The 22,448-nt window shown below is 72.6% G+C and carries 16 protein-coding genes; 8 read left to right on the top strand and 8 right to left on the bottom strand.

Translation table 11 applies throughout. From position 1 onward, the window contains the following. Positions 1–14: 14 nt before the first annotated feature. Positions 15–905, bottom strand: coding sequence for an EamA family transporter (locus ACFYM0_RS19015; protein WP_388502671.1), 891 nt, complete (start codon positions 903–905; stop codon positions 15–17). A 120-nt stretch (positions 906–1,025) separates the two neighbouring features. Continuing rightward, on the bottom strand, positions 1,026–2,147 hold the full coding sequence (locus ACFYM0_RS19020) for a pyridoxal-phosphate dependent enzyme (RefSeq protein WP_388502674.1): 1,122 nt from the start codon (positions 2,145–2,147) through the stop codon (positions 1,026–1,028). 219 nt (positions 2,148–2,366) lie between these two features. On the opposite strand from ACFYM0_RS19020, the gene ACFYM0_RS19025 reads away from it, so the two are divergent. The 8 genes from ACFYM0_RS19025 (at position 2,367) to ACFYM0_RS19060 (ending at position 12,293) form a co-directional block, all read left to right on the top strand. Beyond that, the gene (locus ACFYM0_RS19025) at positions 2,367–3,941 is read left to right on the top strand and encodes a S8 family peptidase (RefSeq protein WP_388502677.1); all 1,575 of its coding nucleotides are present in this window, start codon (positions 2,367–2,369) and stop codon (positions 3,939–3,941) included. Positions 3,942–4,046: 105 nt separating this feature from the next. Continuing rightward, complete coding sequence (locus tag ACFYM0_RS19030) at positions 4,047–5,234, top strand: septum formation family protein (RefSeq protein WP_388502678.1); 1,188 nt, start codon at positions 4,047–4,049, stop codon at positions 5,232–5,234. A gap of 117 nt (positions 5,235–5,351) precedes the next feature. Then, on the top strand, positions 5,352–6,104 hold the full coding sequence (locus ACFYM0_RS19035) for a GntR family transcriptional regulator (protein ID WP_388502680.1): 753 nt from the start codon (positions 5,352–5,354) through the stop codon (positions 6,102–6,104). Between the two features lie 289 nt (positions 6,105–6,393). After that, a complete protein-coding gene (locus ACFYM0_RS19040; RefSeq protein WP_388502683.1) occupies positions 6,394–8,079 on the top strand; it encodes a purine-cytosine permease family protein in 1,686 nt (561 codons plus the stop codon). Positions 8,080–8,239: 160 nt separating this feature from the next. Continuing rightward, entirely contained in the window at positions 8,240–8,443 is a 204-nt protein-coding gene (locus tag ACFYM0_RS19045; RefSeq protein ID WP_254382854.1) for an SPOR domain-containing protein, read from the top strand. 41 nt (positions 8,444–8,484) lie between these two features. Further along, positions 8,485–8,913, top strand: coding sequence for a (deoxy)nucleoside triphosphate pyrophosphohydrolase (locus ACFYM0_RS19050; protein WP_388502686.1), 429 nt, complete (start codon positions 8,485–8,487; stop codon positions 8,911–8,913). A gap of 165 nt (positions 8,914–9,078) precedes the next feature. Beyond that, positions 9,079–9,507, top strand: coding sequence for an ATP-binding protein (locus ACFYM0_RS19055; RefSeq protein ID WP_327254771.1), 429 nt, complete (start codon positions 9,079–9,081; stop codon positions 9,505–9,507). Between the two features lie 185 nt (positions 9,508–9,692). Continuing rightward, on the top strand, positions 9,693–12,293 hold the full coding sequence (locus tag ACFYM0_RS19060; RefSeq protein ID WP_388503034.1) for a SpoIIE family protein phosphatase: 2,601 nt from the start codon (positions 9,693–9,695) through the stop codon (positions 12,291–12,293). A 123-nt stretch (positions 12,294–12,416) separates the two neighbouring features. Here ACFYM0_RS19060 and ACFYM0_RS19065 read toward each other — a convergent pair whose 3' ends face one another. The 6 genes from ACFYM0_RS19065 to ACFYM0_RS19090 all read right to left on the bottom strand — a co-directional run bounded on the left by ACFYM0_RS19065 (position 12,417) and on the right by ACFYM0_RS19090 (position 22,431). Next, positions 12,417–13,136, bottom strand: coding sequence for a PspA/IM30 family protein (locus ACFYM0_RS19065; RefSeq protein WP_388502689.1), 720 nt, complete (start codon positions 13,134–13,136; stop codon positions 12,417–12,419). A 151-nt stretch (positions 13,137–13,287) separates the two neighbouring features. Then, on the bottom strand, positions 13,288–15,357 hold the full coding sequence (locus ACFYM0_RS19070; protein WP_388503036.1) for a TPM domain-containing protein: 2,070 nt from the start codon (positions 15,355–15,357) through the stop codon (positions 13,288–13,290). Between the two features lie 148 nt (positions 15,358–15,505). Beyond that, on the bottom strand, positions 15,506–18,829 hold the full coding sequence (locus ACFYM0_RS19075) for a protein kinase (RefSeq protein WP_388502690.1): 3,324 nt from the start codon (positions 18,827–18,829) through the stop codon (positions 15,506–15,508). A 78-nt stretch (positions 18,830–18,907) separates the two neighbouring features. Beyond that, positions 18,908–19,681, bottom strand: a complete 774-nt coding sequence (locus tag ACFYM0_RS19080; RefSeq protein ID WP_388502691.1) for a succinate dehydrogenase/fumarate reductase iron-sulfur subunit — start codon at positions 19,679–19,681, stop codon at positions 18,908–18,910. Further along, on the bottom strand, positions 19,678–21,606 hold the full coding sequence (locus ACFYM0_RS19085) for a fumarate reductase/succinate dehydrogenase flavoprotein subunit (RefSeq protein WP_388502694.1): 1,929 nt from the start codon (positions 21,604–21,606) through the stop codon (positions 19,678–19,680). The genes ACFYM0_RS19080 and ACFYM0_RS19085 overlap by 4 nt, the downstream gene beginning before the upstream one ends. After that, positions 21,607–22,431, bottom strand: a complete 825-nt coding sequence (locus ACFYM0_RS19090) for a hypothetical protein (protein ID WP_388502696.1) — start codon at positions 22,429–22,431, stop codon at positions 21,607–21,609. Between the last annotated feature and the right edge of the window lie 17 nt (positions 22,432–22,448).

The following is a 22,448-nucleotide window of genomic DNA, read 5'->3' on the forward strand; positions in this document are numbered from 1 at the left end:
GTCCTGCCGGCCCCTCAGTCGCGGCGCTCCGTGCTCACGATCACGCACACCGCCGCCACGACGATCGCGCCGCCGAGCACGATCGGCCAGGTCAGGGCCTCGTCGAGGATGAGCCAGCCCAGGGCGACGGCCACGACCGGATTGACGTAGGCGTACGTGGCCACCAGCGAGAGCGGAGCCGCGCGCAGCAGCCACACGTACGCGGTGAAACCGACGAGCGAGCCGAACAGCACGAGGTAGCCGAGGGCCAGCCAGGACGCGGTGGAGTACGAGGTGAGGTCCAGCCCGTGCTGTTCGCCGCGGCACAGGCCGACGAAGATCCCGCCGGCCCCGCCCGCGAGCATCTGGTACGCGCTGCCGGTGAAGGGGTTCGCGGGCAGGGTCAGCTTCGAGCCCGAGAAGGAGCCGAGCGACCAGCACACCGAGCCGGCCAGCACCAGGAGCACCCCGCCGAGCGCGATCTCCCCGCCGAATCCCGGGCTGGTCAGGACGGCGAGCCCGCCGAGGCCCAGCAGCACACCGGCCAGGGTGCGGGGGGAGGGGCGGTCGCCGGAGCAGGCGCGCAGGACGACCAGCCACATCGGGACCGCGGCCACCAGGAGGGCGGCGAGCCCGGAGGGAATCGAGGTCTCGGCGAGGACGACGAGGCCGTTGCCGCCGAGCACCAGCAGCAGCCCGACCAGGACGGCGGAGCGCAGCTGGGCGCCGGTGGCCTTGAGCGCGGCCGGGCCGTCGCGCCAGGCCACGATGCCGGCCAGGAGGAGCCCGGCGGTGATGAAGCGGGCCCCGGCGGAGAGGAACGGGGGCATGGTCTCGACGACGATCCGGATGCCGAGGTAGGTCGAACCCCAGACGACGTACACGAGGGCGAGGGCGATCCAGACACGGGCCGTTGAGGTGCGCATGACGCGGAGCCTATGTCGTTGGCCCCTGCAACCATCGGCGGGTCCCGGACCGGGCCCTCGCGCGGGCCGCCCCGAAGACCGTCCCGAGGGCCGTCCCGAGGGTGCCCGGGGCCGTCCCGGTCAGGCCACCGGCGCCGCCAGCCCCGTCTTGGCGCCCGCGCCGCAGAGCGGGACGACCGCGGTGCGGCCCTGGAGGGGGTCGTCGGGGGCGGTGGGGCCGACCGCGGCCCAGCAGGCCGCGGCCGTGGGTTCCACGAAGAGGCCGCGCCGGGCCAGGTCGAGCTGGGCCGCGCGGACGCGGTCGTCGCCGACGGTCAGGAAGGTCCCGCCGGACTTGCGGACGGCCGCCAGGATCTGGCGGGCGCGCGGCGGAGCCGGGATCGCGATTCCCTCTGCCAGGGTGGGGAGTTGGGGCACGGCGGCGGCGTCCTCGGCGCCCGCGCGGAAGGCGGAGGCCAGCGGGGCGACGGCCGCCGACTGGACGGCGATCAGGGTCGGCGCGCGGACCCCGCGCAGGGCCAGCTCCTCCACCGCCAGCGCGGCCCCGAGCAGCAGGGTGCCGTTGCCGACGGGGACGACGATCACCTCGGGCAGGTGGCCGCCCAGCGCCTCCCAGATCTCGTAGACGTACGTCTTGGTGCCGTGCAGGAAGTACGGGTTGAAGACGTGACTGGCGTAGAACACACCCGGCAGGTCGGCCGCTTCGCGGGCCGCCACCGCCGCGGCCTCGCGGCCGCCCGGCACCACCGTCACCGCCGCGCCGTGTGCGCGCATCTGCTCCGTCTTCTTCGCCGAGGTGCCCTCCGGCACGAAGACTTCGCAGTCCAGCCCGGCCCGCGCGCAGTAGGCCGCGGAGGCCGTCCCGGCGTTGCCGCTGCTGTCCGCCACCACGCGCCGCGGCCCCAGCCGGCGCGCCAGTTCCGCGAGCATCACCGCGCCGCGGTCCTTGAACGACAGCGTGGGCATCAGGAAGTCGAGCTTGGCGTGCACTCGCTCCGCCAGCGGCACCAGCGGGGTGTTCCCCTCCGCCAGCGTGACGGCGAAGGCGCCGGTCAGCGGCAGTGCGGGGCCGTAGCGCCAGAGCGAGTGGGGGCCGGCCGCGGGATCCAGCACGGCGGCCGGGTCGGGGGCGAAGTCGAGGTCCCACGGGCCGCCGCAGACCGGGCAGCACCAGGGGGCCGTCCGCGCGTCGGCGCGGGTGCCGTCTTCGGCGCAGACGTAGCCGGGTAGTGCGTGCGTCATGTGCGGTGAGCCTTTGCTCGTTCATGGCTGACGTATGGCACGGATGTTACGCGTTCGTTGTCCTCTTGTGGTGGAGCGACTCCGTGGGTCAACCTTTCGTCAGCGGCGCATCGTTGAGCCGAATTGCTTGTCATGAGCATGGCTAAAGCCATGTCCTGGCGACAGGTCCGACGACCGCGCACCCCCCGCAGCGCACCACCTATGAGGAGGACCCCTCAGATGTCCGCGACGCGTCACACCCGCCGGAAGATCACCGGCATCGGAGCGACCGCCACACTGGCCCTCGCCCTCGGAGCCGCCCTCGCCTTACCCGCCTCGGCGGCCCCGCTCGCCCCGCAGGGCGTCATCGAGAACGCCGGCGCGGAGGGCACCGTCTCCGGCAGTTACATCGTGACCCTGAACGACTCCGCCGCCCGCTCCACCGCCGCCAGCGGCAAGGCCGTGGCCAAGCGGTACGGCGCGAGGATCGACCGGACCTACAGCGCGGCCCTCAACGGCTACTCCGTCGAGGTGTCCGAGGCGCAGGCCAAGAAGCTCGCCGCCGACCCCGCGGTCAAGTCCGTCGTGCAGAACCGGGTGTTCACCGTCGACGCCACCCAGCCGAACCCGCCCTCGTGGGGCCTGGACCGCATCGACCAGACGGCGCTTCCGCTGAACCAGAGCTACACCTACCCGGACAAGGCCGGCGAGGGTGTGACGGCGTACATCATCGACACGGGCGTCCGCAAGACGCACCAGGACCTCGGCGGCCGCGCTTCCGACGGCTACGACGCCATCGACAACGACAACACCGCCCAGGACGGCCACGGCCACGGCACGCACGTCGCCGGCACCGTCGCGGGCACCTCGTACGGCGTGGCCAAGAAGGCGAAGATCGTCGGCGTGCGCGTGCTCGACAACAGCGGCTCCGGCACGACCGCCCAGGTCGTCGCCGGCATCGACTGGGTGACCGCCAACGCCGTCAAGCCGGCCGTGGCGAACATGTCGCTGGGCGGCGGCGCGGACTCCGCGCTGGACACCGCCGTGCGCAACTCCATAGCCAGCGGCATCACCTACGGGGTCGCGGCGGGCAACGAGTCCACCAACGCCAACACCAAGTCCCCGGCCCGCGTGACCGAGGCGATCACCGTCGGCGCCACGACCAACACCGACGCCAAGGCGAGCTACTCCAACTACGGCGCCGTCCTGGACCTCTTCGCCCCCGGCTCCTCCATCACCTCCTCGTGGGGCACCGGCGACACCGCGACCAACACCATCTCCGGCACCTCGATGGCGACCCCGCACGTGGTCGGCGCCGCCGCCCTCTACCTCGCGGCCAACCCGGCGTCCACCCCGGCCCAGGTCTCCACGGCCCTGGTGAACGCGGCCACGCCGAACGTCGTGACCAGCCCCGGCACCGGCTCCCCGAACCGCCTGCTCTACGTCGGGGGCACCACCACTCCGCCGAACCCGGGCACCCGCTTCGAGAACACCGCCGACTACGCGATCGCCGACAACTCCACGGTCGACTCGCCGATCACCGTCAGCGGGGTCTCCGGCAACGCCCCGAGCACGCTCAAGGTGGACGTGAACATCCTCCACACGTACATCGGTGACCTGAAGGTCGACCTCGTCGCCCCCGACGGCACCCTGTACAACCTGCACAACCGCTCCGGTGGCAGCGCGGACAACATCGTCAAGTCCGTCACGGTCAACGCCTCCTCCGAGGTCGCCAACGGAGTGTGGAAGCTGCGGGTCAACGACAACGCGAACATCGACACCGGAAAGATCGACTCCTGGGCGCTCCAGTTCTGACCCCCATGAGGTCGGTGACGCGATGAACCCGGCGGGGGCGACCGTTTCGACGGTCGCCCCCGCTGCGTACTATTCGCGCATTCGTACGCCCGCTTCTGGAGCCCCGTGAGCACGCAGCCCCCGCACCACTGGTCCGGCCCGCCCCCGCAGGGGTACGCGTACGGGCCGCCCCGGCAGGGGTACGCGTACGGACCACCGCCGCTCAACGGCTTCGCGCTCGCCTCCCTGCTCGTCGGGCTGCTCTGCTTCCCGCCCCTGGGCATCGTCTTCGCGATCGTGGCCCTCGTGCAGACCGGCAGGAGGGGTCGGACCGCCGGGAGGGGCGAGCGCGGCAGGGCGCTGGCCGTTTGCGGGCTGGTGGTGTCGGTGCTGCTGTCCGGAGTCCTGGTCGTCGCCACCGGGTGGGCCGCGGACGGCTTCTTCGAGCGGGCCCGCGCGATGGGCCCGGCCGAGCCCTACGAGGACGTCGAGGGCGAGCCGGCCGACCTCTCGGAGCTGGGCGTCGGAAGCTGCTTCAACGTCCCCGGCGGGGACCTGCTCGCCGAGGACCCCTTCGTGTACCGGATCGCCTGTACGCAGGTCCACGACGCCGAGGTCACCCTCGCGCACTCGCTGAGCGGGGCGCGGTTCCCCGGCGAGGAGGAGCTGAAGGAGTCGACGGCGCGGGAATGCTGGCGAGCCCAGGACGCGTACGCGATGGACACCTGGGCGCTGCCCCCGTACGCGGAGATGTTCTACTTCGCGCCCTCGCGCGCGACGTGGGAGGACGGGGAGCGGCGGCTGGTGTGCGTGATCGGCACGGCGGAGCAGGAGCAGCGGGGCAGTCTGCGCAAGGATGCCGGAATGCTGGAACCGGACCAGGTGGCCTTCCTGCACGCGATGAACGAGGCCGATCTGGCGCTGGGCCACGCGCCCGACGAGGACGTGGACGAGGCGCTGGAGGAGTACCGGGCCTGGGCGCGGGAGATGGACGAGGTGCTGGCCGCGGAGGCGCGGATGCTGGACGCGGCGAAGGCCCGGCCGCAGGTGGCCGGGCCGGCGGGAGTACAGGCGGAGCGGGTGGAGGCGGCGCGGCGGCACTGGCGCCGGGCCGCGGAGGCGACGACCGGGGACGGGTTCGTGAAGGCCTGGGACCAGGCGCTCGAGGAGCTGCCGGTCGCGACGGAGAAGGCGCTGCGCGGGGCGTACGGTCTGTCGACGACGGTGCCGGAGTGGCTGGAGGAGCCGCAGGGTGACGGCTCGGGTGCGCCGAGCCGGGCGCCGTCCGTGGAGCAGGCGATGTTGTCCGTGTGACGGGTGGGTTTGAGTGACCTGGCTTCATCACTTCGGGTGAAACTCTGGCCCTTGCTTGCGATGGACAACCGTCGGTTGCCAGGCTGTAGCTGTCTGTCAACCTGATGGGAGTGGCCTGTGACTTTCGGCGAGCAGCCGGCCTATCTGCGCGTCGCCGGTGATCTGCGACGGAAGATCGTCGATGGGTCCCTGCCTCCGCACGCCCGGCTCCCTTCACAGGCCCGGATCCGTGAGGAGTACGGGGTCTCCGACACGGTGGCCCTGGAGGCGCGCAAGGTCCTCATGGCGGAGGGCCTGGTCGAGGGCCGGTCCGGATCCGGCACCTACGTGCGCGAACAGCCGGTCCCGCGGCGCGTCGCCCGCTCCGGCTACCGCACCGGCGGGGTCTCGACCCCCTTCCGGCAGGAGCAGGCGGAGGCGGGCGCACGGGGCACCTGGGACTCCAGCAGCGAACAGGCCGCCGCCCCGGCGGACATCGCGAAACGGCTCGGCATCGAACCGGGCGAGCGGGTGATGCGGACGAGGTACGTCTACCGGGACGCGGGCGAGGTGATGATGCTGTCGACCTCCTGGGAGCCGCTCGCCGTGACCGGCCGGAGCCCGGTGATGCTGCCGGAGGAGGGCCCGCTGGGCGGGTCCGGGGTGGTGGACCGGATGGCCGCGATCGACGTGGTCGTGGACAACGTGGTCGAGGAGGTCGGTGCGCGGCCGGGGCTGGCGGAGGAGAACATGCAGCTCGGCGGGGTGCCGGGGCATGTGGTGCTGGTGATCGGGCGCACTTACTTCGCGTCCGGCCGCGCCGTCGAAACCGCCGACGTCATCGTCCCGGCCGACCGCTACCGCTTGGCGTACCACCTGCCGGTGAGGTGAACCCGGGCAGCCCGGCCGCCTGCGCGGTGCACTGCCGCGCGGGGTGCGGGGCCCGGTCCCTCTGCGGCGCAGCTCCCGGGGGCTGGTCCCCGCAACGGCGGCGAGCCGGAACGTATCTGCGGGAGCGGCCGCAGGGGCGGTGGGGCGGAGCATCCGCGGCCGGGTACCGGAAGGCGGACAGGGGGTCCGCGGGGCGTAACCCCGCCGTCACGCCGGGTCCGGGGGCGTAACCGCCGGGCAATGCCCAAGCGTGACGAGCCGTCACGTCGGCGGCCTACCTTCCGGCGGTATGACCGATACCGTCACCCCCGCCACGGCCCCCGCGCCGCCCCGCAGGAGCTACGCGAAGCTCGCCGCCGACGAGAGCCGCGAGGACTACTCGCTCAGGTACGCGCCCCACTCCTTCCGCCGCTGGGGCCCCGGCACCGTCGCCGGCACCGCCCTCGGCGGCATCGCCTACCTCGCCGACTTCGCCATCGGCGCCTCCATCGTCTTCGCCTACGGCTTCACCAGCGGGGCCGCCGCGATCCTGGCGGCCGCCGCCGTCATCTTCCTGACCGGCATCCCGATCGCCCGGGCCTGCGCGAAGTACGGCCTGGACATGGACCTGGTCACCCGGGGCGCTGGGTTCGGGTACTTCGGTTCCACCCTCACCTCCCTCATCTACGCCTCCTTCACCTTCATCTTCTTCGCGCTCGAGGGCTCGATCATGGCGCAGGCCATGCACCAGGCCGTCGGCCTGCCGGTGGAGATCGGCTACCTGATCACCACGCTCATCGTCATCCCGATCGTCTTCAAGGGGATGGGCGCCCTCGCCAAGGTGCAGGCGTGGACCCAGCCGATCTGGCTGATCGGTCTGGTCCTGCCCTTCCTGGTGCTCGCCTTCGAGGCCCCCGACGCCTGGGGCGCCTTCGCGCACTTCGGCGGGACCGAGGGCGCAGGGTCCGGCTTCTCCTGGATCGGCTTCGGCTTCGGCACCGGCATCGCGCTCTCGCTCATCGCGCAGATCGGCGAGCAGGCCGACTACCTGCGGTTCATGCCCGCCAAGACCCCGGCCAACAGCCGCCGCTGGAACTTCGCCGTACTCGCCGCCGGCCCCGGATGGGTGATCATCGGCGCCGCCAAGCAGCTCGGCGGGGCGTTCCTCGCCTTCGTCGCCCTGGAAGCCGTCGGCAAGACCCACGCGCTGGAGCCGATCGCCCCGCAGCTGGAGGCGCTGCGCCCCTGGCTCGGCGGTCTCGCGCTGCCCGTCGCCGCCCTGTTCGTCATCGTGTCCCAGATCAAGATCAACGTCACGAACGCCTACAGCGGCTCGCTGTCCTGGTCGAACTTCTTCTCCCGGATCACCCACCGCCACCCCGGTCGCGTCTGGTACATCTTCCTCAACCTCGGCATCGCGCTGACGTTGATGGAGCTCAACATGTTCGCGATGCTCGGCAAGCTGCTGGGCTTCTACTCCAACGTCGGCATCGCCTGGATCGTCGCCGTCGCCGCCGACCTCGTGATCAACAAGCGGCTCGGGCTCAGCCCGCCGTACATCGAGTTCAAGCGGGCCTACCTCTACGCGGTCAACCCGGCGGGTTTCGGCTCGATGGTGATCGCTTCCACCGTCTCTATCCTCGCCTTCTTCGGTCTTTTCGGGACATACGCGGAGGCTTTCTCCACCTTCATCGCGGCCGGACTCGCGCTCGTCCTCTGCCCGTTGATCGCCTGGGCGACGAAGGGGAAGTACTACCTGGCCAGGACGAACACGGTCAACGGCCCGGACGTGACCGTCCCGGACATCACCGCCACGCACGTCTGTGCCGTCTGCGAGTCCGCGTACGAGCTCCCGGACATCGCCGACTGCCCGGTCGTCTCCGGCCCGATCTGCTCGCTCTGTTGCTCCCTCGACGCGACCTGCGGGGACGTCTGCAGGAAGGAGAGCGCCGGCGGCGCCGTGATCCTGCCGCTGCCGACCGTGCGCGGGCTCTGAACCGGCGCGCACGGCCCACTCGTACGCATGGCCGGATGCGTACGCCTGCGAGGTACCTCTTCGTGAAAAACCGTATCCGCTGAGTAAAGGTCGGGCGTAGGCTCGGGCATATGCGCAATGCGGTTTCCCGGGCAGGTACGTCGGCGGAGGGTGAAACGCGATGAACGACAGCGGTGCCCTGCTCCCGTGGCTGGTCATACGTGAGGACGACAACGGCAACCGCTACCGGGTGGGCCGGTACTCCACCCGGGCCGAGGCCCAGAAGGTCGCCGACAGCCTCGAAAGCAGAGGGCACAAGCAGCTCTACTGGATCGAGCGGCTCGGCCAGGACAGCACCGCCGGCCGGACCGGCACGAGGAACTGAGCAGTGCGGCGCACCCGTCGCCGCTGCCATAGGCTCCGCCCATGACTGTACGAGTGGTCGTGGGCGGAGCCCTTTGTCATGAGGGGCGCCTGCTGGCCGCCCGCCGGAGCGCGCCCCCGGAGCTCGCCGGCCGCTGGGAGCTCCCGGGCGGCAAGGCCGAGCCGGGCGAATCCGTACCCGAGGCGCTCGTGCGGGAGCTGCGCGAGGAGCTCGGCGTGGAGACCGAGGCGCTGGAGCGGATCCCGGGGGAGTGGCCGCTGAAGCCCGGCCTCGTCCTGCACGTGTGGACGGCCCGGCTGCTCTCGGGCGATCCGCTCCCGCTGGAGGACCACGACGAGCTGCGCTGGCTGCGGCCCGAGGAACTGGACTCGGTGGACTGGCTCGACCAGGACCGCCCGGCCGTCGCCGAGGCCGGCCGCCGGCTGGGCGCAGCACGCGACGGGGTTCGCGGGGGCCGCGGGGGCGCGTGACGCGCACGCGCTAGGCCGTCTGCGCCACAGTGCGCCGGTCCGTGGGGGCCCGAGTGGTACGACGCCGTGAATATCGGGTATGTCGCTATTAATCCCCATCTCGTACTTGTACTCGAGGTTCTGTTCCCTGCTGAACCGGACTGGGGTCGCCAGTCGGCCCGGGAAGTGATCGGCGTGATCGACACAGACGGTGAATGCGCCGAATGGGCCTTTCCCGCCGAACCGGGTGCCGTCCGCACCGCCCGCCACGCGGTGCGCGGCACTCTTCGCGACTGGGGTCTCGACTCCGTCGGCGACGTCACCGTCCTGCTGGTCAGCGAGCTGGTCACCAACTCCCTGAGGTACGCCTCCGGCCCCATCGGAGTCCGTCTCGTACGGCGCAATCCAGCCGCCCGGGACGCTCCCTCGGGTCCGGCCCTTCTCGTGGAGGTTTCGGATCCGCTTCCGGATCCACCCCGCGAGCGCGTCGCCGCACCCGACGACGAAGGGGGCCGCGGACTCCACCTCGTGGCGGTCTCCGCACAGCGCTGGGGGACCCGTCACGGGAAGTCGGGCAAGACCGTGTGGTTCGAATTGGCTCTTCCTGGTGAGTAACAAGGTGAGGGGCAGCCGACGATCACAAAGCTTGGCTGGAAAACAACGGGATCTTTTTGTGATCGCGAAGGCCGTGTCGTAGAGCGCCGTGGTGCTGAATACTTCGGTCATGGCCGGTCCGGTTGCGGTGAGCTGGAGGGGACGGTCGCGTGAGCGAGATACCTGTACAGGCACATCAGGCCCGTGTGCCCGGGGGAGCGTCCGGGGAGACCTGGCGCGACTCCCTGTGGCACAGCAGCCCGCCTGGCTCGATATATGACTACATAAAGGTCGCTTCCTTCTCGATCGGGCCCGACGGGCTGATCGACCAGTGGAGTCTGCGCGCCGAGGAACTCTTCGGGCTGACCGCGGCCGAGGCCGTCGGCCGTGACCCCGTCGACGCCTTCATGCCCCCGGAGCTGCGCGCCGGCGCACACCGCAGGGTGGCCGAGATTCTCGACGGCAAGGAATGGACGGGTCTGATCCCCTTCCGGATCCCCGGCGGCGACGGTGCGCACGGGGTGGCCGAGATCTATGTGATGCCGACCCAGACCGAAACCGCCGAGCGGGCCGCGCTCTGCGTCGTGGTCGACGTACGCGCGCTGCGCCGGATCGAATCCGATCTGGCCGCCTCGCAGGCGATATTCGGTCAATCCCCCTTCGGATTCCTGCTCTTCGGCACGGACCTCACCGTGCAGCGGGCCAACCGCCGCTTCGCGACCGTCTTCGGCGGCGCCGCCGAGGAGCACCGCGGCCGCACCGTCCACGACTACCTGCCCGCGCACGAGGCCGACCGGATGGCCGAGGCCCTGCGCAGGGTCCTGGAAACCGGCGACTCGGTCAACGACCTCCAGATCACCGGCGCCGCCCCCGGCAGCCGGGACAACCGGCACTGGTCCATCAACCTCTACCGGGTGCACGGCGGTACCGGCCGTCCCATCGGGGTCGCCGGCATCGGCATCGACGTGACCCGCCGCCACCTCGCCGCCCGCGAGGCCGCCGGGGTCCGGCGGAACCTGGCCCTGCTCAACGAGGCCGGACACCGCATCGGCAACTCCCTCGACCTGGAGACCACCGCCCGCGAACTCCTCGACGTCACCGTCCCCGGCTTCTGCGACCTGGCCGCGGTCGACCTCTACCAGGGCCTGCTGCTCGGCGACGACGACCGCCCCGCCCGCCCGCAGGGCCCCGGCGTTCCCAGCCTGCCCGGCTACGGACCCGGACGCGCGCCCTCGGCGCCCCTGCGGCGAGTGGCCTTCTCCTCGGCCGTGTCGGACGCGCCGCTGTCCGGTCCGGGCGCGCTGGTCTCCGTAGGGGAGGTGCACCGGTACCCGGCCGGCTCGCCGGGGGCCTTCGCCCTGCGCACGGCGCGGCCGCGGCTCGTGGAGGGCGGCGGACCCGAGTCCGGGGACCTCGTGCAGTCCACGCTCGTGGTCCCGCTGGTCGCGCACGACACGGTGGTCGGGCTCGCGCAGTTCTCCCGCACCAAGGGCAGCGAGCCCTTCGGCGAACGCGACCGGGCGGTCGCGGTGGAGCTCGCCGCGCGCGCCGCCGTCTGCATCGACAACGCGCGGCTCTACCGGCGCGAACACGAGCGCGCGCTGATACTCCAGCGCAGCCTGCTGCCCCCGGGCGACCCGGAGGCCGCCGGACTCGACATCGCCTGCCGCTACCTGCCGGGCAACGCCGCCACCGAGGTCGGCGGCGACTGGTTCGACGTCATCGAGCTGCCCGGGCACCGCACGGCGCTGGTCGTCGGCGACGTCATGGGCCGCGGACTGCGGGCCGCCGTCGCCATGGGCGAACTGCGCACCGCCGTACGAACCCTCGCGCTGCTGGACCTGGAACCGGCGGAGGTGCTGACCGCGCTGGACGAGATCGCCCGGGGCCTCGGCGCGCCCGGCGGCTCCCAGCAGGCCTCCCGGGCCGCCCTGCACTCCCGGGACGCCGACCGCTCCGAGGTGTACCTCGCGACGTGCGTCTACGCCGTCTACGACCCGGTCACCAGGCGCTGCACCATCGCCAACGCCGGCCACATGCCGCCGGTGCTGGTCGAGCCGGTGGAGGAGGGCGGTACGCCCCGCCCCGGACTGCTCCTGGAGATCCCGACCGGGATGCCGCTGGGCGTCGGCGGGGAACCCTTCGAGGAGGTCGAGGTCGAACTCCCCGAGGGGGCCCTGCTCGCGCTCTACACCGACGGGCTGGTGGAATCGCGGACCCATCCGCTGGAGGAGGGCCTGCGCGGCCTGCGGGACGCGCTGGCCGATCCGTCGCGCCCCCTGGAGGAGGTCTGCGACCACGTCCTGAACACCCTGGACACCCGGCACGGAGAGGACGACATCGCGCTGCTGATGGCCCGGGTCCAGGGCCTTCCGGTGGACGCGGTCGGCGACTGGCAGCTCCCGCGCGAGGCCCGCTCGGTGGGCCGGGCCCGCGAGCTGGCCCGGGCGAAACTGCCCGCGTGGGGCCTGGAGGGACTGCTCGACACCACGGAACTCCTGGTGAGCGAGCTCGTCACCAACGCCCTGCGCTACGGAGAGGGCGAGATCCGGCTGCGCCTCCTGCTGGACCGGACCCTGGTCTGCGAGGTCTGGGACGCCAACCTGGTCCAGCCCCGCCGCCGCCGGGCACGGGACACCGACGAGGGCGGCCGAGGCCTGCAGCTGGTCGGTCTGCTCTCCGCGGGCTGGGGCACCCGCCGCACCCACCGGGGCAAGACGGTCTGGTTCGAGCTCCCGCTCCCGGGCGCGGTGGCGGAATCGGTGACGGAACTGTCGGCGGAGCAACTGCTGAGCATGTACGGGTGAGCATGTACGGGTGAGCGGGGCCGGGTGAGCGGGGCCGGGTCCCCGGCGTCGGGGTCCGCAGCCCCCGGTGACACACGCGTACGGGCCGCCCCCGGAAGGAAGCGGCCCGCACCGGCAGGACGTTCAGGCGGCCTTGCCCGCTTTCAGGGCGGCCAGCCGGGCCTCGATCTCCGAGGTCTTGCCGAGGTCGTCCAGGGACTCGAACTGGGCGTCCAGGGAGGAGGCGGCCAGCTCCTGCTTGCCCAGGGCCATGGCCTCCTCGCGGCGGACCTTCTCCTCGAAGCGGTTGATGTCGCTGGTCGGGTCCATCACGTCGATGTTCTTGACCGCGTCCATCATCGTGTTCTGGGCCTGCGCGGTCTTGGCCCGCGAGACCAGCTCGTCGCGCTTCGCCGTCAGCTCCGTCAGCTTGGTCTTCATCGAGTCCAGGCCCGACTTCAGCTTGTCCACCACCTCGGTCTGGGCGGCGATCGTCGGCGCGGCCGTGTTCGCCTCCTTCTCCGACTGCATCTGGCGGCCGAGGGCGACCTTCGCGAGGTTGTCGAACTTGTCGGCGTCTGCGGCCGACCCGGACGTCCGCAGCTCGTCGGCCTTCTTGCTCGCCGCGAGGGCCTTGCCGCCCCATTCCGCGGCCGCGTCCACGTCCTCCTTGTGGTCCGCCTCCAGCATCCGCAGATTGCCGATGGTGGTGGCGACGGCCTGCTCCGCCTCGGAGATGTTGTTCGTGTAGTCGCGGATGAGCTGGTCCAGCATCTTCTGCGGGTCCTCCGCCTGGTCCAGCAGGGAGTTGATGTTGGCCTTGGCGAGCTGGGTGACGCGGCCGAGGATGCTCTGCTTGCTCATGTGCGGGGTCTCCTTGGGGACGGGAAAGCGGGGGATGGGGTAACGGGGGAACACGAGGGAGCGGAGAACGAGGGAACGAGGGAACGAGGGAACGAGGGGAAGGTCCCTGCGAAGGGGGTGGCCGCGAGGCCCCCGGCAAGCGGTGTGTGCGTCAGAAGCGGCCGCCGCCGCCCATCCGGCCGCGCGTGCCGCCGCCGCCGAAGGAGCCGGGTCCGCGCCCGCCGCCGCCCCCTCCGCCGAAGCCGCCGCCGAAGCCGCCCCCGCCCCCTCCGCCGAAGCCGCCTCCGCCGCGGCCGCCGCCGCCCAGGATCTCGCCCAGGATGATCCCGCCGAGCACCGCGCCGCCCATGCCGCCGCCCTGCTGCCGGCCGGCACCGCCGTACGGGTTCTGGTAGCCCCGTACGTCCTGCTCGGCCAGTTGCTGCGCCTGGCGCGCCAGCGAGTCCGCCTGCTGGGCCTCGGCGAGTGCGCCCGCCGGGTCCGAGCCCGCCAGGGACGTGGACCGCTCCAGGTGGCGCTGGGCCTCCGCCAGCCGGGTACGGGCCTGGCTGCCGATCGCACCCCGGCTGGTGGTGATGTAGTCCGTGGCCGCGCCGATCGCGCTGCGGGCCGTCAGCAGGGCCTGGTCGAGCAGGGCCGCGGCCCGCTGCCGGCCCGACTCCCGCTCGCGGGCCCCGGCCAGCGCCTCGTCGAGGGCCGCGTCGGCCTCCTCCACGCGGCGCAGCGCGTCCAGCGGGTCGTACCGGCCGGCGCTCTGCTCCTGCCGTACGTCGGCCAGTACGGCCTGCGCCCGGCTGATCCGGCCGCGCAGATCGGCGGTCGAGGTGCCCTCGGCGGTGCCGGACAGCAGTCCGCTCGCGTCGGCGAGGTCCGTGTCCGTCTCGTTGAGCGCGCCCGTCAGCTTCCCGGCGGCCTCCGCCAGCTCCTGCGCGCGCCGCTCCACCGCGTCGACCAGGGTGGCCGCCTGGTCCACCGCGCCCTCGGCCGCCCGGACGTGCACGGCGGCCTTGCCGTTGTCGCCGGTGCCGATGGCGGCGCGGGCCTCGCCGAGGCTGGTCGTCGCGAACAGCAGCCGGTCCTTGGCCTGTTCGGGGTTGGAGGCGACCGGCGCCGCCGCGGAGTCCGCGTACTGGCGGCCGAGCGCCGTGAGGGTGGCCTCCGCGATGGTCGTACGGCCCGTCAGGGCCCGGAAGTGGGCCTCCACGGTTTCGAGCGCCTGCGGGGCGTTCTTCTCCAGGTCCCGCAGCCGGTCGAAGTCCGCCGACTCGGCGTCGAGCCGCCGGCTCGCCTCCGTACAGCGGGCCACGATCTCGTCGAGCATCCGGCGGCGGGTGGCGTCGTCCTCCGGGTACGCGTCGTCGAGCTGCTGGCGCAGCCGGAACGCGGCCGTCAGCTCGCTCTTCCCGAACTCCACCGCCTGCGTGAAGGACGACACCGCTTCCTCGCCGAACTGCGCTGTGGCGAAACCGAGTTCCTCGGTGCTGGTGCGGATCGCGTCGTCGGTCTCCACCAGCAGGGCCTTGGCCTTGGTGTCCAGCTCCGGCAGGGAGAGCGGGGCGGGGCCCTGCCCGGACCAGCCGGTGGTCTTCGAGCCGCCGCTGCCGCCCGCCTGCTTGCGCTTGCGGCGGGTGTACGCGTACGCGCCGAGGGCGCCGGCCGCGCCGACCGCGACCACCGGGAGGACGAAGTCCCCGGCGCCGCTCTCGCCGCCGCCCGCCGCGGCGCCTCCGGGGTCGGCCTCGCCGGGGACGACCGCCGGCACGGGTACGGGCTGTCCGCCCAGGACGGCGTCATAGCCGTCGGCGGCGCCGATCGCGGCGCCCGCCCAGTCGTTCTGCCTGAGCGCCGGCTCGATGGCGGTCTGCGCGACCGCCGCGAGCTGCTCCTTGGTGAATCCGGAGTCGACATCGGCCGAATAGGCGTACTGCCTGGCGCCGGTGGCGACGGCCAGCAGGACGTCGTTCTGGCCGAGGCCGTTCTTCTGTGCGGTGGCGTCGGCCCAGCTCTGCGCGGACCGGCCGGAGAAGTCGCGCACGTACGTGACGAACAGCTGGACCTTCCGGTCGGCGTACAGCTTGTCCAGCGCGGCGGTGACCTCGGCCTTGCGGTCGCCCAGGGCGCCCACCCGGTCGGTGATCTGCCCCTGCTGGGACAGGGTGACGGGGTCGTCGGCCCGGGCGTCCGGGGCGGCGGCCGTCGCCCAGCCGGTGAGCGCGAGCAGCGCGCCGGCGAGTGCGAGACCGGTCCGGACGGGTATCCCGGGGGCGGTGCGGCTCTTCGTGCGTCTCTTCGTCCTGCTCTTCGGCGGAGTCACATTTCGGAGGGTATGGGTGGTTCAGTGCCCCCGCACCCGGAGGCCACCGGCCCGGCTACGGCAGGCCGTACGCCGTGAGCTCCGGGCGGGAGAGGACGAGGTGGTCGCCGGCCAGGACGCTGCCGCCGGCCGTGATGTGCGGGTGCTCCCACCGTCGGCGGATCTTGCCCGTCATCGGGTCGAGAACCGCGATGGAGGGACCCGTCGAGCGGTTCAGCAGTCCGCGCCGACGGCCGAGGGGCACGTTGACGTACAGCCCGCCGGGCCGCAGGCCCAGCAGTTCGAGAGGGGCTTGCCAGCGCCGTGTCCCTGTCTCGGCGTCGAGCGCGTAGACCACGTCGTACCCGCTCCGCCGGCGGACGGACGCGAAGACCGTGCCGTGCCCGACGAGCACGACGGGCCATGCGCGGCTGGGGTCCGGGTCTTCGTACAGGTTGACCTGCCACACTTCCAGACCCGTGCCGCGGTCCAGGGCCCGTACGACCCTGCCGTCCAGCACGTGCACGAGCCCCAGTGGGGTGCGCTCGAAGGCCTCCCCGCCCCGGAGCTGGGCCCACGGCGACCGTCCGGTGGTCGGATCCAGTGCGCACAGGTATTCACCGTCGGTGATGACCAGGCCGTCTCCCGTGTCCGCCACCACCCCGCCGCCCATCGTTGTCGAGCGCTGCCACAGGGTCTCGCCCGTCATCGCCGCCACTCCGGTCACGACGCCCCAACCTCCGTGCACGAGCACCGGCCCGAGCGCCCGCATCAGTGATCCGCCGGGCAGGTCCCGCCACCACCGCACTCGCCCGTCGCGCGGCTCGCGCGCCAGCAGCCTCACTTCGTGCGCGCCGCGCCGCTTCACCTGGACGTAGACCGTGGCGGTGTCCGCCAGGGCGGACACCGCCACCGGGTCGGTCCCGGGCAGCGGCGGTGCGGCCGCGCCCTCGTCGGCGTGGGCCGTCCAGCGGGTCAGGCCGGCGTCGGTCCTTACGCAGCCCACCTCCGTGCCCGCCTGCCACACCACATGGGCGCCGGCGGCGTGCAGGGTCTCCGGTACCGCGCCCGTTTGCCACGCCCGCACCCCGGGAGAGGGCCGGCGCGCGGGCGGCACGGGGACCGAGTCGGCGGAGGGGTCGGCAACGGGCCGGCCAGACCCGATGGAGAGGGACCGGGCGGCCGCGGAGATGGTCCGGCCGGGCCCGTAGAAGGACGGGTTGGACTGGATGGCGAAGAGGCCCTCCCCGTGCGCGATCACGCTCACCGTGTCCGGTACGCCCAGGACCGCCGTCCCGGGCGGTGGCGGGCTCCCCGGGTCGGCCGAGAGCTCCGCGAGCCAGGGTGCTCGGCCCGTCGCCACGCACTCCCGGGCGATACGGGCCAGCGCGCGGGCCCGGTCCGCCGCCTCGGGCAAGCTCCGGGCCAGGTCCGCGCGCTCCCGTGCCGCTTCGGGGGCGAGCGGGGGACGGGAGACCTGCTCGACGGCGGCCCGGGCCCGCGCCAGTGAGTCCAGCGCGTGCCCGGCCTTCTCGTCGTCGGCCGTCCGCGGGTGGCGGCCCAGCAGGTTCGCGGCCCGGGTGCGCAGCCGTTCTGCCTGGACGAGCCGCCCCTGCTCGGTGTGGTGCGCCGACTCCTCGCGCAGCCAGGCCGCCCGCTCCTCCAGGAACCGGGGCAGCTCTTCCTCGGCCTGCTCCAGGGCCACGGCCCCGGCCACCGCGTCCCCGGCTTCGGCGCGGTCGTGCGCCACCTGGCACAGCGCCAGCAGCCGGCCCCCGGCGGAGCCGATCCGTTCGCTGAGGCGCAGGGCCGCCGCCAGGTCGCCGGGGGCGACGGCCAGCACCAGGTCGTAGGTGGCGGCCCCGCGCAGGGCGGGATCCGCGATGGCGGCCAGCCGGAGCTCGGCCTCGACGGGATCGGCCGCCGCGAGAGCCGTGTCGATGCGGGCGTGCAGCCGCTTCCCGGCCGGACCTCCCGAGAAGTGGTACTCGGCGATCCGTGCGGCCTGTTCGGGCGCGAGCCCGGCCAGCTGTTGGGCCACGGCTCCCAGCGGGCCCGCGCGGCCGGCCGCAGGCACGGTGAACAGCGCCTGCTGCGCGTCCGTCAGCAGCCGCCGCGCCCGCGCCGGGGCGTGCGCGGCGGTGGCCGCGGCCAGATCGGTCAGCCGCCGGGCCACCTGGGCCCCGTCGGCCCACGCGGGCAGCGAATCGTCCTGATGGGCGCACTCGCTCCACGCCGCGAGCTCTGCCTCGGCCAGCAGCCGGCCGGCGAGCTCCGCGTCGAAGCGGGCCGCGGCGTCGGCGGCGACGGCGAGCACCTCGACGCGCGACCCGTCGCCCGGCGGGGTGCCCCCGAGGGCGCTCTCGGCGTCCCGCAGCAACTCCCGTACCAACTCCCGTACGGCGGCGGGAACCGCCTCCGTCCCGGCAGCGGACGCGGACACCGGCCCGGACGAGGCGGCAGGAGCGTCAGCCGGGGCAGCCGGGGTGGCCTGGGCCCCCGGAGCGGACGAGTGCGGGGGATCGGCCGGCGCACGGGGGGCCGGCTCCGGCCGGGCCGCGGAAGCCGCGGGAGAGGGCCCCGCCAGCCCCCGCAGCGCCTTCGCCACCGTGGCCGCCGACTCCGGCCGGTCCGCCGGGGCCTTGGCCAGGAGGTGCAGCACCAGCCGGTCCACCTCCGGCGCGACCGGCACCCCGGCCTCGCGCAGCGGGAGCGGCGGGTCCTCGAGGTGCCGGCGCAGGAGCGCGAGGTTCCCCCCGGCCTGGCCGAAGGGCGGATGCCCGATCAGCAGGGCGTACAGCACGCACCCCAGGGCGTACAGATCGCACCGCGCGTCGACGTGTTCACCGCGCCACTGCTCGGGGGCCATGTAGGGGGCGGTTCCGAGCCATCCGCCGGTGACCGTCCAGCCGGCCGTGGCGTCGGCGGAGTGTGCGATGCCGAAGTCGCAGATCTTCAGCCGGCCGTCGGGCAGCAGGAAGAGGTTGGCCGGCTTCAGGTCCCTGTGGACGACGCCCTGTTCGTGCGCGACGGCGAGGGCCTCGGCGGTCTGGGCGGCCAGCTCCAGCGCGGACTCCACCGGCAGCCCGCCCGGTGACCGGGACAGCGTGGCGGCCAGGTCCTCGCCCACGAGGAGCTCCATCACGATGAAGAGCTGTCCGTCCTCCTGGCCCACGTCGTGCACGACCGTGATGCCGGGGTGCTGGAGCCGCGCCCCGATGGTGGCCTCGCGCCGGAAGCGTACGACCACCTGCTCGCTCGCCATCGCCTCCAGCACCAGCTTGACCGCCACGGCCCGGTCCAGCGCCGTGTCGTGCGCGCGCCACACCTCGCCCATGCCGCCCCGGCCGAGCCGCTGCTCGAGGCGGTACCGGCCCGCCAGCTCATCCCCCACCCGCACCGCGAATGCCCCCTGACGTCACGTCAACGACGTTGCTCAGGGGGCATTCTGTCCTGCCGAGTGAACGATTGGGGGCGGCTATTGACCGGAGCGACGGCCGATCTTGTTCCCCAGCCACACCAGCGGGTCGTACTTGCGGTCCACGGCCCGCTCCTTCAGCGGGATCAGGGCATTGTCGGTGATCTTGATGCCCTCGGGGCAGACCTCCGTGCAGCACTTGGTGATGTTGCAGTAGCCGAGCCCGTGCTCCTCCTGCGCCGTGCGCTTGCGGTCCAGGCCCGCCTCGGCCGCCGCGTCCAGCGGGTGCATGTCCAGCTCCGCCACCCGCATCAGGAAGCGCGGACCGGCGAAGGCCACCTTGTTCTCCTCGTGGTCACGCACCACGTGGCAGGTGTCCTGGCACAGGAAGCACTCGATGCACTTGCGGAACTCCTGCGAGCGCTCCACGTCGATCTGCTGCATCCGGTACTCGCCCGGCGCCACCCCGGCGGGCGGCACGAAGGCGGGCACCTCGCGCGCCTTCTGGTAGTTGAAGGACACGTCCGTCACCAGGTCGCGAACGACCGGGAAGGCGCGCAGCGGGGTCACGGTGATCGTCTCCTGGCGGGAAAAGGTCGACATGCGCGTCATGCACATCAGCCGCGGCCGTCCGTTGACCTCCGCGCTGCACGAACCGCACTTGCCCGCCTTGCAGTTCCACCGCACCGCGAGGTCGGAGGCCTGGGTGGCCTGGAGCCGGTGGACGATGTCCAGGACCACCTCCCCGTCGTGCACCTCCACGGTGAAATCGCGCAGCTCACCGCCCTCCGCGTCGCCCCGCCAGATCCGGAACGCGGCATCGTAGCTACTCACTCGTAGAGCTCCTCTTCGGCGAGGTACTTGACCAGCTCTTCCTTCTCGAAGAGCGCGAGCAGGTCGGATCGGATGGGATCGGTGCGCACCCGGGTCAGCTCGATCCGGTCCGCGGCCGGATCCGAGGGCGCGGGGTCGACGGGCCGGCACAGCAGGTTCACGGGCCGCCAGGACCGCTCCATCGCCGGGCAGTCCTCGCGGGTGTGCCCGCCCCGGCTCTCGGTGCGTTCCAGGGCGGCGCGGGCCACGCATTCGCTGACCAGCAGCATGTTGCGCAGGTCCAGGGCGAGGTGCCAGCCCGGGTTGAACTGCCGGTGCCCCTCGACCCCGGCCCGGGAGGCCCGTACGCGCAGGGCCGCGAGCTTCTCCAGTGCCTGGGCCATCTCGCCCTCGCGGCGGATGATCCCGACGAGGTCGTTCATGGCCGTCTGGAGCTCCTGGTGCAGTGTGTACGGGTTCTCCGCGCCCTCGGCGGCATGGAACGGGGCCAGCGCCTCCGCGGCCGCCGCGTCGATCTGCGCCTGGGACACCTCGGGCCGCCCGCCCACGGCCGGGGCGTCGCGCGCCGCGTACTCGGCGGCGTGCAGTCCCGCGCGGCGGCCGAAGACCAGCAGGTCGGAGAGGGAGTTCCCGCCGAGCCGGTTCGAGCCGTGCATCCCGCCCGCGACCTCACCGGCGGCGAACAGGCCCGGCACCCCGAGGGTGGCGGCCGTATCGGACTCGACCGCGATGCCGCCCATCACGTAGTGACAGGTCGGGCCGACCTCCATCGGCTCGGCGGTGATGTCCACGTCCGCCAGCTCCTTGAACTGGTGGTACATCGACGGGAGCCGCCGCTTGATCTTCTCGGCCGGCATCCGGGTGGACACGTCGAGGAACACCCCGCCGTGCGGGGAACCGCGCCCGGCCTTGACCTCGGAGTTGATGGCGCGGGCCACCTCGTCGCGGGGGAGCAGCTCGGGCGGGCGCCGGTTGTGGTCCGGGTCCTCGTACCAGCGGTCGCCCTCCTCCTCGGACTGCGCGTACTTCTCCTTGAAGACGTCCGGGATGTAATCGAACATGAACCGCTTGCCCTCGCTGTTGCGCAGCACCCCGCCGTCGCCGCGCACCGACTCGGTGACGAGGATCCCCTTCACCGAGGGCGGCCAGACCATGCCGGTCGGGTGGAACTGCACGAACTCCATGTTCAGCAGCGGGGCCCCGGCGAGCAGGGCCAGCGCGTGGCCGTCGCCGGTGTACTCCCAGGAGTTGGAAGTGGTCTTGAAGGACTTCCCGATCCCGCCCGTGGCGAGCACCACCGCCGGGGCCTCCAGGACGAAGAACCGCCCGGTCTCGCGCTCGTAGCAGAAGGTGCCCGAGACCCTCTCCCCGTCCTTCAGACTGCTGTCTTTCAACACGCGGGTGACCGTGCACTCCTGGAAGACCTTGAGCCGGGCCTCGTAGTCCCCGTACTCCTTGAAGTCCTCCTGCTGGAGCTGGACGATCTTCTGCTGGAGGGTGCGGATCAGCTCCAGCCCGGTCCGGTCGCCGACGTGGGCGAGCCGCGGGTACTCGTGCCCGCCGAAGTTGCGCTGCGAGATCTTCCCGTCGGGCGTGCGGTCGAAGAGCGCGCCCCAGGTCTCCAGCTCCCAGACCCGGTCCGGGGCCTCCTTGGCGTGCAGCTCCGCCATCCGCCACTGGTTCAGGAACTTCCCGCCGCGCATGGTGTCGCGGAAGTGCACCTGCCAGTTGTCGCCCTCGTTGACGTTGCCCATGGAGGCGGCGATGCCGCCCTCCGCCATCACGGTGTGGGCCTTGCCGAAGAGGGACTTGCAGATCACGGCCGTGCGGGAGCCCCGCTCGCGCGCCTCGATGGCGGCCCGCAGGCCGGCGCCGCCCGCGCCGACCACGACCACGTCCCACTGCTGCCGTTCCACTTGGGTCATCTAGAAGATCCTCGGGTCGGTGAAGGCGCCGCTGGCCAGCAGGTACACGTAGAAGTCGCACAGGGCCACGCTGATCAGCGAGGCCCACGCCAGCTGCATGTGACGGGAGTTGAGGCGGCTGATCCAGCCCCACAGGCGGTAGCGGACCGGGTGCTTGGAGAAGTGCCTGAGGCGGCCGCCCATGATGTGCCGGCAGGAGTGGCAGGACAGCGTGTACGCCCAGATCAGCCCGATGTTGAGCAGGAACAGCAGGGTTCCGAGGCCCATGTGGCCCCACGCGTAGTTCTCGTCGCGGAAGGTCAGCACGGTGTCGTACGTGAGGATGCCCGCGACCGGCAGCGCCGCGTAGAAGAAGTACCGGTGCATGTTCTGGAAGATCAGCGGGAAGCGGGTCTCGCCGCTGTACGAGCCGTGCGGCTCGGCGACGGCGCAGGCCGGTGGCGAGGCCCAGAAGCCCCGGTAGTAGGCCTTGCGGTAGTAGTAGCAGGTCAGCCGGAAGCCGAGCGGGAAGACCAGGATCAGCAGCGCGGGGGACAGGCCCCACCAGCTGCCGAGGAGGTCGAGGTTCGGGCCTCCGCGCATCTCCTCGCAGTTCTCCGCGAGACACGGGGAGTAGAAGGGCGAGACGTACGGCGCCGCGTAGTAGTCGGCGTTGGCGAAGGCCCGCCAGGTCGAGTACACGATGAAGGCGAGCAGCCCGGCCGCGGTGCCGGCGGGGGAGAGCCACCACCGGTCGGTCCGCAGGTGCCGGGCCTCGATCGCGGCCCGCGAGGCGTCGTGGACGCCGCCGGGCCGCTGTGGGGATGGTTGGGTGCCTGTGGCCAAGAGGGACTCCGGGTGGA

It is taken from the genome of Streptomyces sp. NPDC006487 (assembly GCF_042870555.1).
GTDB lineage: Bacteria > Actinomycetota > Actinomycetes > Streptomycetales > Streptomycetaceae > Streptomyces.